Annotated in this window: 15 protein-coding genes; 5 read left to right on the plus strand and 10 right to left on the minus strand. The window is 38.4% G+C overall.

Annotated features, from left to right (window positions below; translation table 11 throughout):
* The first annotated feature begins 96 nt into the window (after positions 1–96).
* Both A5888_RS11060 and A5888_RS11065 read left to right on the plus strand, forming a co-directional pair.
* The gene (locus tag A5888_RS11060; protein WP_212647210.1) at positions 97–420 is read left to right on the plus strand and encodes a PadR family transcriptional regulator; all 324 of its coding nucleotides are present in this window, start codon (positions 97–99) and stop codon (positions 418–420) included.
* A complete protein-coding gene (locus A5888_RS11065; RefSeq protein ID WP_086349656.1) occupies positions 417–962 on the plus strand; it encodes a DUF2812 domain-containing protein in 546 nt (181 codons plus the stop codon). Before A5888_RS11060 ends, A5888_RS11065 begins: the two co-directional genes overlap by 4 nt.
* Positions 963–1,071: 109 nt before the next feature.
* On the opposite strand, the gene A5888_RS11070 is transcribed toward A5888_RS11065, so the two are convergent.
* The 5 genes from A5888_RS11070 to rpsL form a co-directional block, all read right to left on the minus strand.
* Positions 1,072–1,590, minus strand: a complete 519-nt coding sequence (locus A5888_RS11070) for a hypothetical protein (RefSeq protein ID WP_086349655.1) — start codon at positions 1,588–1,590, stop codon at positions 1,072–1,074.
* Positions 1,591–1,766: 176 nt separating this feature from the next.
* The gene (gene tuf / locus A5888_RS11075; RefSeq protein WP_086349654.1) at positions 1,767–2,954 is read right to left on the minus strand and encodes an elongation factor Tu; all 1,188 of its coding nucleotides are present in this window, start codon (positions 2,952–2,954) and stop codon (positions 1,767–1,769) included.
* Positions 2,955–3,139: 185 nt separating this feature from the next.
* A complete protein-coding gene (fusA, locus tag A5888_RS11080) occupies positions 3,140–5,227 on the minus strand; it encodes an elongation factor G (RefSeq protein ID WP_086349653.1) in 2,088 nt (695 codons plus the stop codon).
* An 87-nt stretch (positions 5,228–5,314) separates the two neighbouring features.
* On the minus strand, positions 5,315–5,785 hold the full coding sequence (rpsG, locus tag A5888_RS11085; RefSeq protein ID WP_086349652.1) for a 30S ribosomal protein S7: 471 nt from the start codon (positions 5,783–5,785) through the stop codon (positions 5,315–5,317).
* Positions 5,786–5,836: 51 nt separating this feature from the next.
* Positions 5,837–6,256 (minus strand): 30S ribosomal protein S12, encoded by a 420-nt coding sequence (rpsL, locus tag A5888_RS11090; RefSeq protein WP_086349651.1) that lies wholly within the window; start codon positions 6,254–6,256, stop codon positions 5,837–5,839.
* Positions 6,257–6,586: 330 nt separating this feature from the next.
* Here rpsL and rpiA point away from each other — a divergent pair, with 330 nt between their 5' ends.
* Together rpiA and A5888_RS11100 are read left to right on the plus strand one after the other, a co-directional pair.
* Positions 6,587–7,270 carry a ribose-5-phosphate isomerase RpiA gene (gene rpiA / locus A5888_RS11095; protein ID WP_086349650.1) on the plus strand — a complete coding sequence of 228 codons (684 nt, stop codon included), beginning with the start codon at positions 6,587–6,589 and terminating at the stop codon, positions 7,268–7,270.
* A 248-nt stretch (positions 7,271–7,518) separates the two neighbouring features.
* Positions 7,519–8,100 carry a recombinase family protein gene (locus A5888_RS11100; protein ID WP_086349649.1) on the plus strand — a complete coding sequence of 194 codons (582 nt, stop codon included), beginning with the start codon at positions 7,519–7,521 and terminating at the stop codon, positions 8,098–8,100.
* 115 nt (positions 8,101–8,215) lie between these two features.
* Here A5888_RS11100 and A5888_RS11105 read toward each other — a convergent pair whose 3' ends face one another.
* Positions 8,216–9,715 (minus strand): glycosyltransferase, encoded by a 1,500-nt coding sequence (locus A5888_RS11105; protein WP_086349648.1) that lies wholly within the window; start codon positions 9,713–9,715, stop codon positions 8,216–8,218.
* Positions 9,708–11,063, minus strand: a complete 1,356-nt coding sequence (locus A5888_RS11110; protein ID WP_170924805.1) for a UDP-glucose dehydrogenase family protein — start codon at positions 11,061–11,063, stop codon at positions 9,708–9,710. The genes A5888_RS11105 and A5888_RS11110 overlap by 8 nt, the downstream gene beginning before the upstream one ends.
* Before the next feature lie 586 nt (positions 11,064–11,649).
* Here A5888_RS11110 and gpmA point away from each other — a divergent pair.
* A complete protein-coding gene (gene gpmA, locus A5888_RS11115) occupies positions 11,650–12,336 on the plus strand; it encodes a 2,3-diphosphoglycerate-dependent phosphoglycerate mutase (protein WP_086349646.1) in 687 nt (228 codons plus the stop codon).
* Between the two features lie 73 nt (positions 12,337–12,409).
* On the opposite strand, the gene A5888_RS11120 is transcribed toward gpmA, so the two are convergent.
* The 3 genes from A5888_RS11120 to A5888_RS11130 all read right to left on the minus strand — a co-directional run bounded on the left by A5888_RS11120 (position 12,410) and on the right by A5888_RS11130 (position 15,415).
* A complete protein-coding gene (locus A5888_RS11120) occupies positions 12,410–12,808 on the minus strand; it encodes a hypothetical protein (protein WP_086349645.1) in 399 nt (132 codons plus the stop codon).
* Positions 12,809–12,989: 181 nt separating this feature from the next.
* The gene (locus A5888_RS11125; RefSeq protein ID WP_339101610.1) at positions 12,990–13,571 is read right to left on the minus strand and encodes a hypothetical protein; all 582 of its coding nucleotides are present in this window, start codon (positions 13,569–13,571) and stop codon (positions 12,990–12,992) included.
* A gap of 23 nt (positions 13,572–13,594) precedes the next feature.
* On the minus strand, positions 13,595–15,415 hold the full coding sequence (locus A5888_RS11130; protein ID WP_339101611.1) for an Ig-like domain-containing protein: 1,821 nt from the start codon (positions 15,413–15,415) through the stop codon (positions 13,595–13,597).
* Positions 15,416–15,828: the final 413 nt, after the last annotated feature.

The raw sequence follows: 15,828 nt of genomic DNA on the forward strand, positions 1-15,828 counted from the left end.
AAAGTTTTGATTTCAAAGTAATATTGAGTCACGATATATCGAGCTTCGATACAAAGAGGTGCAAGGTAACTAAAAGAACACATAAGGAGCTATTTTATGATAGAAGAGAATTTAAGAAGAATCTACATTCCCATGACAGAGACTGGATTTTACATTCTTTATTGTCTTCAAGATGAAAATCATGGATACGGAATCATACAACTCGTCAAAGAACTAACAAACCAAGAGATCACAATCAGTGCAGGTACAATGTATGGCAGCTTGAGCAAGATGGAGAAAGACGGATTGATTACTGTAACAAAAGAAGAAAATCGGAGAAAGTTCTATCTCATCACTGATTTGGGCAAGGAGATACTTTCTATAGAAATAAGAAGAATCAAGCGATTATATAAAAATAGTATTGGGGAGAAATTTACATGAAAAAAGAGGTAGTTAAATATTTCGGACTTGCAGATTATTTAGAAGAAGAGCGTTTTTTAGCCGATCAGCATCGCTCCGGTTGGAAAATGGTTGGTGCAAAAAAATTAGGTTGGTCTTACGTCTTCGAAAAATGCGAGCCAGAAGAATATATTTATCAATTAGATTTCATCGAGAACGATCAGGTAGATGAGGACTATTTTCAACTATTTGAGGACTGCGGTTGGGAATACTTCCATAAACTAAATAACTGGTATTATTTCCGGAAAAAGAAATCAGAGAATAAAGATGAAAATGCGATTTTTAACGATGCTGCCTCGCGCGCCGAGATGGCTAAAAAGGTTATGCGCTCCCAGTGGATTATTCTCCTCCCGCTTTTGATTATTTTCTTTTCTCTCTCAAATACATTTCGAGATAATTCCAGTAGCATCATATGGATAGCCGTTTTCACTATTTACTCCTGTCTCGTAGCAATTATTGTTGGTTTAAGTATTAGAACCTATCGGAAACTGGATAGGATCATCAAAGCGAATCAGCCCTTATAAGCCAAGCCTATCTATCTTATACCCATCAAACACAAAGAAACCGAAGAGACATGAAATGTTCAACAGCCCTTCGGTTTCTTTGTGCAATAGTTTTTGTAATAGCTTCAGCTTACATAAATGCACCGATATTCCAATAGAAATAGTTTTTACTGTACAATAAATCTTTTTTTTGCACAAAAAGATACCATTTCTTTGTGTCTTTTACCTGTATTTTGTGAACAGTTTCCACATAGTAATCATCTGGGTTCTCTGGTGTATCATAAAAGTAGCGAGAAACATAGGTGTGCACACTCCAGCCCAGTTGTCCGCCTTTAGTTTCGAATAAAACTTTATTTGTATGTCTGTTTTTTACCCTCACAATCGTTTGCGTCTCCGAAACTAATTCCTTTCCTTCAAGTATCTCTGTATGCGCATTAATAAATGCCCATCCCCAGTAACCTTTTCTTGAAATCAAGCAAGAAACTTTGATATCTTTCCCAACCAATAGGTGTTGATCCGCTCCAGATTCCCCTATAACTGATTCAGAGACAATAATCCCATTTGATGCAGCATCTGCTGAATCATGAATAGCGAATAACCCAAAAATAACCACAACCAAAGAAACGACCATCCAAATGAACTTCTTCATAAGATACCTCCAATTCAATTTATTTCTTACACAGAAACTATATCATTCATATGTAATTATTTCAAACATAAAGTAATCAAAAATAAATAAAAAAAGACCACAGAGAAATTCTCTGCGGTCTTACGTCCGAGTACACCAGCTTTTCCAAGCCGGATTATTACTTTATGTTAAACGAATTATTTAACGATTTCAGAAACAACGCCTGAACCAACAGTACGTCCGCCTTCACGAATAGAGAAACGAGTTCCGTCTTCGATCGCGATTGGGTGGATTAGTTCAACGTCCATAGCTACGTTATCACCAGGCATTACCATTTCAGTTCCTTCTGGTAATTCAACTACACCAGTTACGTCAGTTGTACGGAAGTAGAACTGAGGACGGTAGTTAGTGAAGAAAGGAGTGTGACGTCCGCCTTCTTCTTTTGATAATACGTAAACTTCTGCTTTAAATTTAGTATGTGGAGTGATTGAAGCTGGTTTAGCCAATACTTGTCCACGTTCGATATCTTCACGTGCTACACCACGTAGTAACGCACCGATGTTGTCTCCCGCTTCAGCGTAATCCAACAATTTACGGAACATTTCAACACCTGTAACAGTTGTTTTAGAAGTTTCTTCTTGAATACCAACGATTTCGATTTCGTCACCAACACGAACTTGTCCACGTTCAACACGTCCAGTTGCAACAGTTCCACGACCAGTGATTGAGAATACATCCTCAACTGGCATCATGAATGGTTTGTCAGTATCACGTTCTGGAGTTGGGATATACTCATCAACTGCAGCCATCAATTCAAGAATTTTTTCTTCATAAGAAGCATCGCCTTCAAGAGCTTTCAAAGCAGAACCAGCGATAACTGGAGTGTCATCACCTGGGAAGTCGTATTCTGACAATAGGTCACGAACTTCCATTTCTACCAATTCAAGCAACTCTTCGTCGTCAACCATATCCATTTTGTTTAAGAAAACAACGATGTATGGTACACCAACGTTACGAGATAACAGGATGTGCTCACGTGTTTGAGGCATAGGGCCATCAGCAGCAGATACTACTAAGATAGCTCCGTCCATTTGTGCAGCACCAGTGATCATGTTCTTAACGTAGTCCGCGTGTCCTGGGCAGTCAACGTGCGCATAGTGACGTGCGTCTGTTTCGTACTCGATGTGAGACGTGTTGATTGTGATACCACGTTCTTTTTCTTCAGGAGCGTTATCGATATCAGCGTAGCTTGCAGCTTCTCCGCCACCAGCTTTAGCTAGTACAGTTGCAATTGCAGCAGTTAATGTAGTTTTACCATGGTCAACGTGTCCGATAGTACCAATGTTTACATGGGGTTTAGAACGGTCAAATTTTTCTTTAGCCATTTTAAAATGTTCCTCCTAAAATCAATTGATTATTTTTTTATCTGATAGACGGTTCAACGACCGACTGATCATCTTTATTTATTCTACCTGAAATCTTGAAAAAAGCCTAGTCTAAAAATAGACCCTTTAAGAAAATTGAATATACAGCTATTTTCAAGCTGTTGTCTCGGTCATTACCTCAACAATTATTCTGATTTTCCGCCATTTTTCTTGATGATTTCTTCTTGGATAGACTTAGGTACGTCTTCATAGTGGTCAAATACCATCATGAATGTTCCGCGCCCTTGTGTTGCTGAACGTAATGTTGTTGCATATCCGAACATTTCAGCCAATGGAACAATCGCATTAACGATTTGTGAGTTACCATGAGCTTCCATACCTTCAACGCGTCCACGACGACTTGTTACGTGTCCCATGATATCACCTAAGTAATCTTCTGGTACAGTAACTGTTACTTTCATCATTGGTTCCAAAATTACAGGGTTTGCTTTCTTAGCTGCAGCACGAAGTGCCATAGAAGCAGCTACACGGAAGGCAGTTTCATTGGAATCGACATCATGGTAAGAACCATCATAAAGTTTCGCTTTGATATCAACCAATGGATAGCCGGCAAGAACACCGTTATTCATTGATTCTGCCAATCCTTTTTCAACTGCTGGGATGTATTCACGAGGAACCACACCACCGACAATTGCGTTTTCGAACTCGAAGCCTTTTCCTTCTTCGTTCGGTGTAAATTCAACCCATACGTGACCGTATTGACCTTTACCACCAGACTGACGGACAAATTTACCTTCAGCTTGAGTAAGAGGCGCACGGAATGTTTCACGATAAGATACTTGAGGCGCACCAACGTTTGCTTCAACTTTGAATTCACGTCTCATTCTGTCTACCAATACGTCCAAGTGAAGTTCTCCCATACCTGAGATAACTGTTTCACCTGTTTCAACGTTTGTTTCAACACGGAATGACGGATCCTCTTCTGCAAGTTTTTGCAGAGCCACACCCATTTTATCTTGGTCAGCTTTTGATTTAGGCTCAACAGCAACCTGGATAACTGGTTCTGGGAATTCGATTGACTCAAGGATAACCGGCGCATCTAACGCACACAGTGTATCTCCTGTTGTCGTATCTTTAAGACCAACCGCTGCTGCGATATCCCCTGAAAATACTTTATCAATTTCCTTACGTGTGTTCGCATGCATTTGCAGGATACGACCGATACGCTCTTTTTTGTCTTTAGAAGCGTTCAATACATATGAACCACTTTCAAGGACACCAGAGTATACACGGAAGAATGTCAGACGACCTACGAATGGGTCAGTCATAACTTTAAATGCTAATGAAGCAAATGGACCATTGTCATCAGCCGGACGAGTTGTTTCTTCGTCAGTCTTAACATCAACACCTTTAATAGCATCGATATCAAGTGGTGATGGCAGATAATCAAGTACTGCATCAAGCATTAATTGAACACCTTTGTTTTTGAAGGCTGAACCAGCTAATACTGGGAAGAATTCAACTCTGATAGTTGCTGCACGGATACCCGCTTTCAACTCATCTTGAGTAATTTCTTCGCCTTCAAGATATTTCATCATTAAGTCTTCATCTGTTTCAGCAACAGCTTCGACTAATTTTTCGCGCCATTCAGTAGCTAACTCCATGTAATCTTCTGGAATGTCAGTTTCTTGAATGTCTGTTCCCAAATCGTTAGTGTAGATTTCAGCTTTCATTTTAACTAAGTCAATAATTCCAGTGAAATCTTCTTCAGCACCGATTGGTAATTGAATTGGGTGAGCATTCGCTTGTAAACGGTCGTGCAATGAGTTTACTGAGTATAGGAAGTCCGCACCGATCTTATCCATTTTGTTACAGAATACGATACGTGGAACTTTATATTCAGTAGCCTGACGCCAAACTGTTTCCGTTTGAGGCTCAACACCTGATTGTGAGTCAAGAACAGTTACCGCTCCATCCAATACACGCAATGAACGCTGTACTTCAATTGTGAAGTCCACGTGTCCTGGTGTATCGATGATGTTTACACGGAAGCCATTCCACTCTGCTGTTGTTGCAGCTGACGTGATTGTGATACCACGTTCTTGTTCCTGTTCCATCCAGTCCATCTGTGACGCACCTTCATGCGTTTCACCGATTTTATGGATTTTACCAGTATAGTAAAGGATACGCTCTGTTGTTGTTGTTTTACCAGCATCAACGTGAGCCATGATTCCTATATTACGAGTTTTTTCCAGTGAAAATTCTCTTGCCATCTCAGCTTGTATCTCCTCTCTTTATTAAAATCAATGGTAAACAACTGTTCTGTCATACGTATTTTAACTTGGTACGCAGAGAGGATCTTACCAGCGATAATGTGCAAACGCACGGTTGGCATCAGCCATTTTATGTGTGTCTTCACGTTTTTTAACTGAAGCGCCAGTGTTATTAGCAGCATCCATCAATTCTTTCGCAAGACGTTGTTCCATTGTGTGTTCACCACGCAGACGTGCGTAGTTAACCACCCAACGAAGACCTAAAGTTGTACGACGTTCTGGACGAACTTCAACTGGTACTTGATAGTTAGAACCCCCAACACGGCGAGCTTTTACTTCAAGAACAGGCATAACGTTCTTCATTGCTTGTTCAAACACTTCCAATGGATCGTTACCTGTAGATTCTTTGATGATATCAAATGAATTATAGATGATATTAGCAGCAATCCCGCGTTTTCCATCAACCATTACACGGTTGATTAAGCGAGTTACTAATTTTGAGTTATAAATTGGATCTGGTAAAACATCACGTTTTGCAACAGGACCTTTACGAGGCATCCGTAACTCCTCCTTCCGAACTATATTCTTTTTATGTTAGTTAATGTCAAATTAATTAGCAGCTTTAGGTCGTTTAGTACCATATTTAGAGCGGCTTTGTTTACGGTCAGTAACACCGGCTGTATCAAGCGCACCACGAACGATATGGTAACGTACTCCTGGTAAATCCTTTACACGTCCACCACGTAGCAAGACAACACTATGCTCTTGCAAGTTATGGCCGATCCCTGGGATATAAGCTGTTACTTCAATCAGGTTTGACAAACGAACACGTGCATATTTACGCAAAGCTGAGTTCGGTTTTTTAGGTGTCATTGTTCCCACACGTGTACATACCCCACGTTTTTGCGGAGAGTTCACATTTGTTTGAGCTTTCTTAAAGCTGTTATATCCTTTATTCAATGCTGGTGAAGTAGATTTCTCTATCTTCGATTTACGAGGCTTACGTACTAATTGGTTAATTGTAGGCATTCCTTGTTTTCCTCCTTCCTCAATTCGCTTCTAGTCCCACACATCCAGGTGGGTCTTTTTTCGCGATAAAAAATAATGCATTCATGCATCCTTTATCAAATATGCTTTGATAGACAGTCAGCACGTCTCAGCGAGAGACCTGTACATAAAGCACCTTTGCAAGGATATCACGATAGCTCTACTCTGTCAACCTTTTCTCGCGCTTTTTTAACATGTTTTTTTACCTTCTTTTTTTTGATTAAAATTTACTTCATTTATGAAATCGTTCTATCTTTTCCCTATGATAAACGGTACAATTATTTTGATAAAACGAAAGGAGCAGGCACTGAAATGAATCTTAAGCAAATGGCTGGCATTGAGGCAGCAACTTACGTTAAAAACGGGATGACCGTTGGACTTGGTACTGGATCGACCGCAAAGTATATGGTGGATGAAATTGGACGCAGAGTGAAGGAAGAAAACCTTGAAATCATCGGGGTTACCACATCCAAAGCGACTGAGAAGCAAGCATTAGAATTGGGAATCCCTTTAAAAAGTATCGACGAGGTTCCTTATGTAGACATCACAATTGATGGAGCAGATGAAGTCAGTGCTGATTTCCACGGAATAAAAGGCGGCGGTGCAGCATTACTTTTTGAGAAAATCGTTGCTACCTATTCTAAAAAGAACATTTGGATCGTTGACGAGTCGAAGCAAGTAGAAAAATTGGGTGCTTTTCCATTACCTGTGGAAGTCATTCCTTATGGTAGCCAGCAGCTCATGCGCATTTTTGCAGAAAAAGGTTTTAAACCAACGCTTCGTATGACAGAAGAACAGTCGATCCTTGTGACGGATGGCGGCCATCATATTATTGATCTTCAAATGGATGTTATAGAGGACCCGATTGCACTAGGCAATTATCTGGACCAACTGGTAGGTGTAGTAGAACACGGATTATTTTTACAAGTGGTTTCTACGGTGATTATCGGAAGCGAAACTGGCCCACGAACCATCCATAATCCAATGGCAGAATAGTTTCATTTAGGAGCATTGTCATTTACACTATGAATCGCATTGAATAGTGCATTATAAGAAAAAAACAGTTATTGTCTTTAGCAAATAGCTGCAGCAATCGTTTTCTTTCGTGCTTATTTAATCATGTTCCTACCTATAAATTCTATTAGAGAGGCAGTCCTACATTGTTGCTCCTTTCTTTATAATAAGGGATGGTACTTCTTTTAACAGGATTTATATGGCAAATAAATCTATAGGAGAAAGACGCAATGAATTTAATCGGTTATGCACGAACAACAATCAACGAAAATGATTTAGATGCACAGCTTTCTCTCTTATCAAAATACGGCTGTGACAAAATCTATCAGGAGACTTTCGAGCTCTCCGGCGACAGAGCCTGTGCCTCGTTATTGGATTCAGTAGTTGCTGATCTGGAAACAAACGATACACTGGTAATTTGCCGTTTAAACTATCTAGGTAAATCAACAAGACAGCTGACAGAATTAACGCAATTATTCGAAACAAACACCATTCATCTTGTCAGTCTGGAAGAAAATATAGACACTCGTGGAAAAGAAGGATCTATCTACTTTCGATTAATGGATGATCTCGCTCGGATGGAGTGCGAACTACTTAAAGAGCGGACACTTGTCGGACTGACAAATGCTCGCAAAAAAGGCAAAATTGGCGGACGTCCCAAGACGAACAAGAAGACTGTCCTCAAAATACGTAAAATGTATTACGAGAAACAGGAAACCGTTCAAGCAATAGCTGCAAAATGCAATGTTTCTCTGGGTACCTGTTACAAGTACATCAATTTATCTGAAGCTGAAGTAGCAACCTTTGAATAATGAAATACCTAAAAAAGTTTGAGCGCGGAATGAAAGCCACGCTCAAACTTTTCTTCATCTAAAACTGTAAATGACTAAAAACAACTCGCAACGATTAACCTCTATACTTAAGTCCTCAATCAATATCCTCAATATTGGTTCTCGTCCCCCAATGTGTAATCTTATGACAAGTGAATGTGGCATATAGCCTGACTATTTTTAAAACAATACTTGCCCACAAGGTTGCGATTGGTGTCAATAGATACCCTGTCCAGTTATTTCGTATATCAAGTCTCTTTACATGCAAATACCGTGTGTAGTACCCGATAGAAAGCGCAAAAGCTATCTGGGTCATCAAAAGCAATTGCACCCAATCATTGTTAGCGATACAATTCGTAATAACAATGATTGCAATGGTGAATATGGTCCAAAAAGATATCCAACCCAGCAACTGTCTTAAAAAACCCGGAATTGTATGTTTTTGGTCTAACAAATATTTCAATCTCCAAATGCCACGAACAGTAGACCCTCGTTCCCAACGTAGCTGTTGTCGAATATGGTGGCTTAGTTTAGTAGGCATGTCAGATAGTACGATTGCGCTTGGTTGAAAAACAGTATGCCCCATTAACAAAGCACAGAGTGTCAAATATGAATCATCTGAACAACGAACCTCCTGTTTTAAAAATTCTTCATAATGGTATTGGTTATTTATTGCATTCTTCACCACATCATAGCGGTAAAACGCAGAAGGACCACTATTCACAAGCACATTCCCAAACAGAGACACGGCGCCACGACCGATCAATTGTTGACAAACCATAATCAAATCATACATTCTTGTCAACCAGCTATTCTGGACATTTTTGGCAATCATCAATCCCGCCACAGAAGATACTTTAGAATCATTGAATGGCTTGATACCTTCTTCAAGCATTTTTGGATCTAAAATACTATCAGAATCCGTGGTCACAATAATCACATAAGGATCTTCCGGAACATTTTTGAATCCCTTTATTTGAGCAATTCTCTTTCCTCCGTTTTGTGGAAGCCGGTCCCAGGTAGCCATCACCCCATGTTCTTTTGCAGTAGGAAGAAACCATTCTTTCACCTCTGAATAATCACTTTCAGTAGAGCAGTCATCGACAACATGTATTCCACTCGGAACAAGACCTTGACTCAAGCAAGATTCAAGACAATTCTTCAAAGAGTTCTCATCTTCATTAAACACTGGTATCAAGACGTGCAATTTCAATAAGCCGTTTGCTTGCCCCTTTACTGGTTTACAAAAAGAAGACAACAACATTTGACCTAAAAAGAAAATTCCTGCTGCTATATAAAAAATACGATAAACATGCCATCCGTGTATGTCCGTCAGATACGCTTCAAGAATAATCCAGCCTATTATTGTACTCAATGTAACGATGACAGCTACAACTGTTCCTGTCAGAAAAACTGCTAAACTTTCAACTTTTGAATCATCCATAGGTTCAAAATCGATAACCCAGTTTTGTTTTTTTTCATCAACCGGTTTGTCATATGTTTTTCTAAAGATAAATTTGGCATACACCGCCACAACTAAAACTAAAAAAGCAGCAATAAATGGAAGCAATACTACAATATCAGCTTGTTCAGACATTCACTTTCTCCTCCAGCTGTGCCACTTCAAAATCAGTGTTATCCTGACCGATACCAAAATAGGCATATCCACGTGATCTTATGTCGCTTGAAGAAAACTGGTTACGAAAATCCGCAAACAAAACCTCTCTCTCAGGATTAGCATTCTGAAAATCGTACTCAGTAATATGTGGCCATTCAATCAAAGATATGATCACATCTGCATCGGCAATAGCCTGTTCAATTGTCTTAGCTTGCTTATAGCGAATATGACCATTGATTTCAGCATCGTCGATTTGTTTTACAACAGGATCATAGCTAACGATAGTTGCTCCCTCTTCAAGAAGTATCTTGCTGATTGCTTTCGCAGGAGCTCCTCTTTGATCATCCGTATTAGGTTTAAAAGATAGACCTAACACTGCTATAGTTAATCCTTCAAAACAACCTCCTAAGGCTTTTTTCATCTGGGCTAAAATTCGGTTTGGTCTCTCATTATTGAGTCTGTGTAATTCTGCAAATAAATTATTAGTATCCTGTACATCTGCCATATTTGCCAATGCTTCTACATCTTTTGAAAAACAAGGACCACCATACCCAACACCCGGATAAAAAGGATAGTCATTTATTGTTTTACTATAGGGAAGACCTTTGACAACTTCATTGATGTCTGCACCATACTTTTCGCACATATCAGCAATAGCGTTTATGAAAACTATTCTCATTGCACCATGAGCATTATTCGCGTACTTCATGATTTGAGCCGACTCAGGTCGCATCGTGATTATCTTATCATGACCAAAAAAACGATTCATCTCAACTAAACGACGCTCTGTTTTACTATCATCCACTCCTATCAGAACAAGATCAGGAGTCAGACTATCTGACAATGCCTGTCCTTCACGTAAGAACTCCGGCATACTTGCTAATCGTAACTCTGTCGTCTCTACCATCTTTCGAATCTCTTTATAAACATGTGATGGGGTCGTAGACTTGACTACAATAATCGTCTTCGGCTGAGCATGTTGAATAATTGCCTCCATCGATTCATATAAGTACCTTGGATTACAACTACCATCCACTCCGTTGGGCGTATTTACACATAGAAAAACAACTTCTGCGTTTCTTAGTCCCTCTTCATAGCAAGTAGTGAATGTCAGCTTTCCCTTTTCTAACGTTTGAAGTGTCTCCTCAATTCCAGGCTCATGACTTACTGGTTCACCATTATTCAGTCTATCTACTTTCTCTTGGTCGATTTCAACACCGACTACATTAAACCCATTTACAGCATACGTTAATGCCGTAGCAATTCCTACGAATCCTACCCCCACAACAGCAACACCATTAATTTCTTGATTATTTTGAACATTCAAATCCGTTCTCCCCTTTCTTACAATACGTCCATTCTCTCTATAATTAGTTCATTAAGTATTTTCGTTTTGAAATCATCACTCATAACAGAGAATGCGCTTTCAACTTATTCCCTTACACACTATTAAAGTTAAATACAATAATTTTAGTAAGAAAAACAAAACTTAATGAATATTAATAATATCTTTTAGGTATCTTTTTGGCAAGTGTTTCAATCTAAATAATATAAATTAATGACAAAAATATTATAACTAATTTGCCGAATATCCAGATACCGCTGTATCGTTAATTTTTTTACTTTCACATTTAATTGTCGTTTCATTCTTTAAATACTTTTCGACAAATATGAGCCATCCTTCCACACTTAGCTTCATTTTTCTTCCAGACATACAAAACGCCCTCTACACGAGACGTTTTATGTTTCAATGTCCTGTGTAGAGGGCGCATATTAAAGTAAATCTAGATTTTTCTTTTCTTTTTTCCTTAAATTCTTCTGTTTCATGAATTTTCATTGGAAATTGCCATGGAAACATTGTACAATAAACGAGGAATGAAATTTTCAGAAACTATATACAAAGGAGACTTATCATGCCAAAATTAGTTTTTTCTCGTCACGGACTAAGTGAATGGAATGCATTAAACCAATTTACTGGATGGGTTGATGTAGATTTAGCACCAGAAGGTATCGAAGAAGCCATCGAAGGCGGACGTAAAATCAAAGAAGCTGGAATCGAATTTGATATTGCGTACACATCTGTTTTGAAACGCGCAATCAAAACTTGTAACCTGCTTTTAGAAAACTCAGATCAATTATGGGTACCACAAGTGAAATCATGGCGCTTAAACGAACGTCATTATGGTAAATTACAAGGATTGAACAAAAAGGAAACAGCTGACAAATACGGCGATGACCAAGTGCATATTTGGCGTCGTTCTTATGACACTCTTCCTCCACTATTGGAAGCAACTGATCCTGAATCAGCAGCGAACGATCGTCGTTATGCAATGCTTGATAAACGCGACGTCCCTGGTGGCGAGAACCTGAAAGTTACATTGGAACGTGCACTGCCTTTCTGGCAAGATGAAATCGCTCCTGCTTTGTTAGATAATAAAACTGTTTTAGTTGCAGCGCACGGTAACTCTTTACGCGCATTAGCTAAACACATTGAAGGCATTTCTGATGATGATATCATGGATCTTGAAATCCCAACTGGTCAACCTCTTGTTTATGAATTAAACGATGACTTGACTGTTGCGAAGAAATATTACCTATAAGAAGTATAATAAAATCCCTGTTCCGATTGGAACAGGGATTTTGCTATTGAACCGTGTATTCTCGCGCTATAGCCTATAGTTTATCGGCTTTTTTCAGAATAGCTTTTATTTCATGAACAGCCTTTTTTTGTTCTAAATAGCTTTTTACTTTGTTATCATCTTCACTGATACCACTTAGGGTCGCATCCAATTTTTCTATTTCCTGGGCGATTCCTTTTACCAATGAGTCTTCATGGTTCAACCATGCTTCCGCTCCGGCAACTTCTTCCTCCTCCGCCTTCACTTCTTCTTTTTCAATTTTCTTTTCCTTGCGAATAATCGATTTCACTTCATGTAACGCTTTTTCCTGCTCATAGAAATGTTTGATTTTGCTGTCTGTATCCTCCATTTTAGCTAGAGAATCATCTAACTTCGACATTTCCTTACCAATTTTTTCTAATAATTTCGCTTCTTTTTTTGCATAGTCTGTCATTATGTTTCCTCCTAAAATCAGTTTTTCATCCAATTTATTCAGAACAAATACTTCTATGAAATAGACTACGCTCTAAAGTTGTGACCGTCAAAAGTTACGCTCCAATTTTAGTCTAAAAAGACTGGGGCATGAACTGCTCTCAAAATTAGAATGCCCTATTTTAGTTGTCTGCTTCAGTCGTTTATTTCGTATAGCTGAAAGTTAGATAATACGGTGCATTGACTTTCCGATTCGCGATATGCACATACACATAATCATCTTTTTCATAACTCAATGGTAAATTACCACCGCTAGTATAACTTCTCCCCCCTATCGCAAAATCTCTATAATGATACCCTCTCCATTGTGTTTCATTATAAAAGTTAGTTTCTATTCTGTGCTTCGATGTAATTGTATCTTGCGAAATTAGAGTTTGTACTGCATATTTTGCAGTTTCAGGTGCTCTAAATTTAAGCCATCCTGTTTGATTAGCAAAAATCTCTTTGTTGCCAAACACAGGTTGAATTTCTATAGCAGACTCTTGTGTCTGCCCTAAAGAAAATACCTCAACTTCCACTGAATCTTCTTGATTGCTTCCGCTCACTTCTCTTATGTGAATGGTGGTTTTTCCTATTTTTTTCCCAACAACTTTAATGGAACCATTACCATTACTAACTATCTCAGCAACCTCTTCGTCATCAGAAGAATACCGCATATCATTTGGTTTTGTTGTAAAACTATCAACTTTATACGAGTAAAATGTTGAACTACCAGGATTCAACAAGGCTTTATAATTATCCTTAATTGTTACTTTTTTGTATAAATAGGTTGAGCATTGTTTGTATCTCTTGTTAAACTAAAATAGAATGGTTCACCATCTATACTCGTAGAAAGCTTCAGATAGACATAGTCTCCAGCAGCATAATAGACAGGAAGATTGGATGATGCCGTTCCTGAACTTGAAGTTTTTCTTTGTAATGAACTATACCCCAAAGAACGGTTCTCCCAACCATTATGGAAATTTATTTCTGATTTTTGATTGACCACGTTGGTTCCAAAAATTCCACCTACCAATCCATACATCGCAGATTCATTTGCTTTGAATTTTACCCACCCTGTTTGATTAACATAAATTTGAGAAGATTGGCCATTAGCAGCTACAAAACCAGGCTCTATTTCCTGGGCACTCTCTTTTGTCGCTCCTAGTTGAACCGTCGCAACAGAAACTTTGATGGTTTTTCTTATCTTTCCATCCTCGCTTGTAACTGTAATAGGGACACTTTGCCCATTAGCCGATTTTGCCTTAAGAATCCCATCTTGAGATACACTGACTAAATTAGCATTAGAACTTTTCCAAACTAATTTCCCAGTGTATTCTGCATCATCTGGTGCATAGCTCACAGTTACTTTTCGTTCCTCTCCTAGTTGCATCTTAATGAAATTTTCATCAAAATTGAAATCTTCCATTGGGATTTTATATTCTTTATTTAAATCATAAAGCTTGGTCGTATATTCATAGGAACTAACCTTTCCGATTAAGCCTTCCACTCTAACCGTATATTCATCACCTTCAGCATAGTTAATCCCATTCGGAGCAAAAACAACGGTATCATACCCCCAATTATTCGTGGAAATAGTAAACTCGCCATCTTTTTGTTCATTTGAAAAGTTCCATTCCTGTCCACTTTTATTATTTGTTAATGTAACCTTCAAATTCTTCTGATCAAAATCATATCCAATAGAATTGAAACTTACGGACCAACGAAGGGTATTGTTATATCTTCTCATATTTTGTACAGGAAAAATCGTTTCGGTTGGCCATGTTGTAATGGAATCATCTGATACCGTATTTCCACTATCTCTTTGAGCATAAAGAGTACCTGTATATTCCACTTCTCTTTTTTCAGGGACTTCCAGTTGAGCAAAACCAAAACCGATTGTTTTGTATAACGGATTTAGGATGATTCTCCTGTGACCGACAGTTTGGTTATTACTTCCATAATCAAACATGTACATATCACTAAAATCATTTAGTGTTGGAATTAAATCCCCATGAATTGGACTACGAACACTCCGGACCAGATTGCTAGACCGTGCTCCCTTCGAAGCCTCTTGCCAAAACTGCTCCGTCATCCCTTCTGGTTTTGTGTAATTCGTTTCAATATAGTGGTCGATCACTCGGAGTGAGGCAAGTCCAACTGCTCCGTGTTGCGCGATGCTTACTCTTGACTGTGATATTGAAACTGGAGGCATCCCTGTACTTTCTCTTAGTAAATTAATATAAGCAGTTGCATTTTCTAATGTTGATGGTTTAAACGTTCCTGTTGTGTATTGATCAGGACCAATAATCGGAGCAATATCAAACTTTTCATCGACAACTTCATTATTACGTATTTCCCTATACTTTTTCTGATAGTCTTGGATTTTCCTTACTTGCTCAACAGAAAAATCTGAACTATCAGACACACCTAACGCATGTTCTGAAACTACTTTTATATCGTTGCTTCCAACCTCTTCAACTATACCTTCGACCAGGATTTCAGATTCCTCAGCAAATATCTGTTCTCCACTTTGACAAGCCATAAAAGTCAGCAAAGCCATACCAAATAACCAATTTTTCTTTTTCATGTTCTCCTTCTCCTCTTCTGTACAAAAATCGTATAACTAATTTTTTACAGTTATACTAATAAATAATAACATATGTTATAAAAACAAAAATATCATTATTCACTAATTTTTTTGAAAAAAATTAGCGATTTTATGAAGAATATACATTTTTAAACTTAAGATATCCTACAGAGTATAGCCTCACTCTTATTCGATTATTCTAAGTAAATACAATATGATACTTACAATTCCACCGAGTTTGTGCTAAACTTTCGTCGTCTTTTGACATAAAAAACTTCTTTCGATTTGATAACGGTTGGTAGCCTTTATCTAGTATATCGAAAGGAGTTTTATCGCTAAAGCTACTTCTTCCACACGCAGTACGCATGTTTTTTTGTTCTAATCGCTTTAGCGATTGAAACCAACTAAAGTCA

It is taken from the genome of Enterococcus sp. 9E7_DIV0242, from assembly GCF_002140975.2.
Lineage (GTDB): Bacteria > Bacillota > Bacilli > Lactobacillales > Enterococcaceae > Enterococcus_L > Enterococcus_L clewellii.

What these genes read in the sequence shown, in the direction of transcription:
- A5888_RS11105 (WP_086349648.1), bottom strand. Translation starts at nt 9,715, where the DNA reads ATGTCTGAACAAGCTGATATTGTAGTATTGCTTCCATTTATTGCTGCT.
- A5888_RS11060 (WP_212647210.1), top strand. Translation starts at nt 97, where the DNA reads ATGATAGAAGAGAATTTAAGAAGAATCTACATTCCCATGACAGAGACT.
- A5888_RS11130 (WP_339101611.1), bottom strand. Translation starts at nt 15,415, where the DNA reads ATGAAAAAGAAAAATTGGTTATTTGGTATGGCTTTGCTGACTTTTATG.
- gpmA (WP_086349646.1), top strand. Translation starts at nt 11,650, where the DNA reads ATGCCAAAATTAGTTTTTTCTCGTCACGGACTAAGTGAATGGAATGCA.
- A5888_RS11120 (WP_086349645.1), bottom strand. Translation starts at nt 12,808, where the DNA reads ATGACAGACTATGCAAAAAAAGAAGCGAAATTATTAGAAAAAATTGGT.
- rpsL (WP_086349651.1), bottom strand. Translation starts at nt 6,256, where the DNA reads ATGCCTACAATTAACCAATTAGTACGTAAGCCTCGTAAATCGAAGATA.
- A5888_RS11070 (WP_086349655.1), bottom strand. Translation starts at nt 1,590, where the DNA reads ATGAAGAAGTTCATTTGGATGGTCGTTTCTTTGGTTGTGGTTATTTTT.
- A5888_RS11100 (WP_086349649.1), top strand. Translation starts at nt 7,519, where the DNA reads ATGAATTTAATCGGTTATGCACGAACAACAATCAACGAAAATGATTTA.
- A5888_RS11065 (WP_086349656.1), top strand. Translation starts at nt 417, where the DNA reads ATGAAAAAAGAGGTAGTTAAATATTTCGGACTTGCAGATTATTTAGAA.
- tuf (WP_086349654.1), bottom strand. Translation starts at nt 2,954, where the DNA reads ATGGCTAAAGAAAAATTTGACCGTTCTAAACCCCATGTAAACATTGGT.
- rpiA (WP_086349650.1), top strand. Translation starts at nt 6,587, where the DNA reads ATGAATCTTAAGCAAATGGCTGGCATTGAGGCAGCAACTTACGTTAAA.
- fusA (WP_086349653.1), bottom strand. Translation starts at nt 5,227, where the DNA reads ATGGCAAGAGAATTTTCACTGGAAAAAACTCGTAATATAGGAATCATG.
- rpsG (WP_086349652.1), bottom strand. Translation starts at nt 5,785, where the DNA reads ATGCCTCGTAAAGGTCCTGTTGCAAAACGTGATGTTTTACCAGATCCA.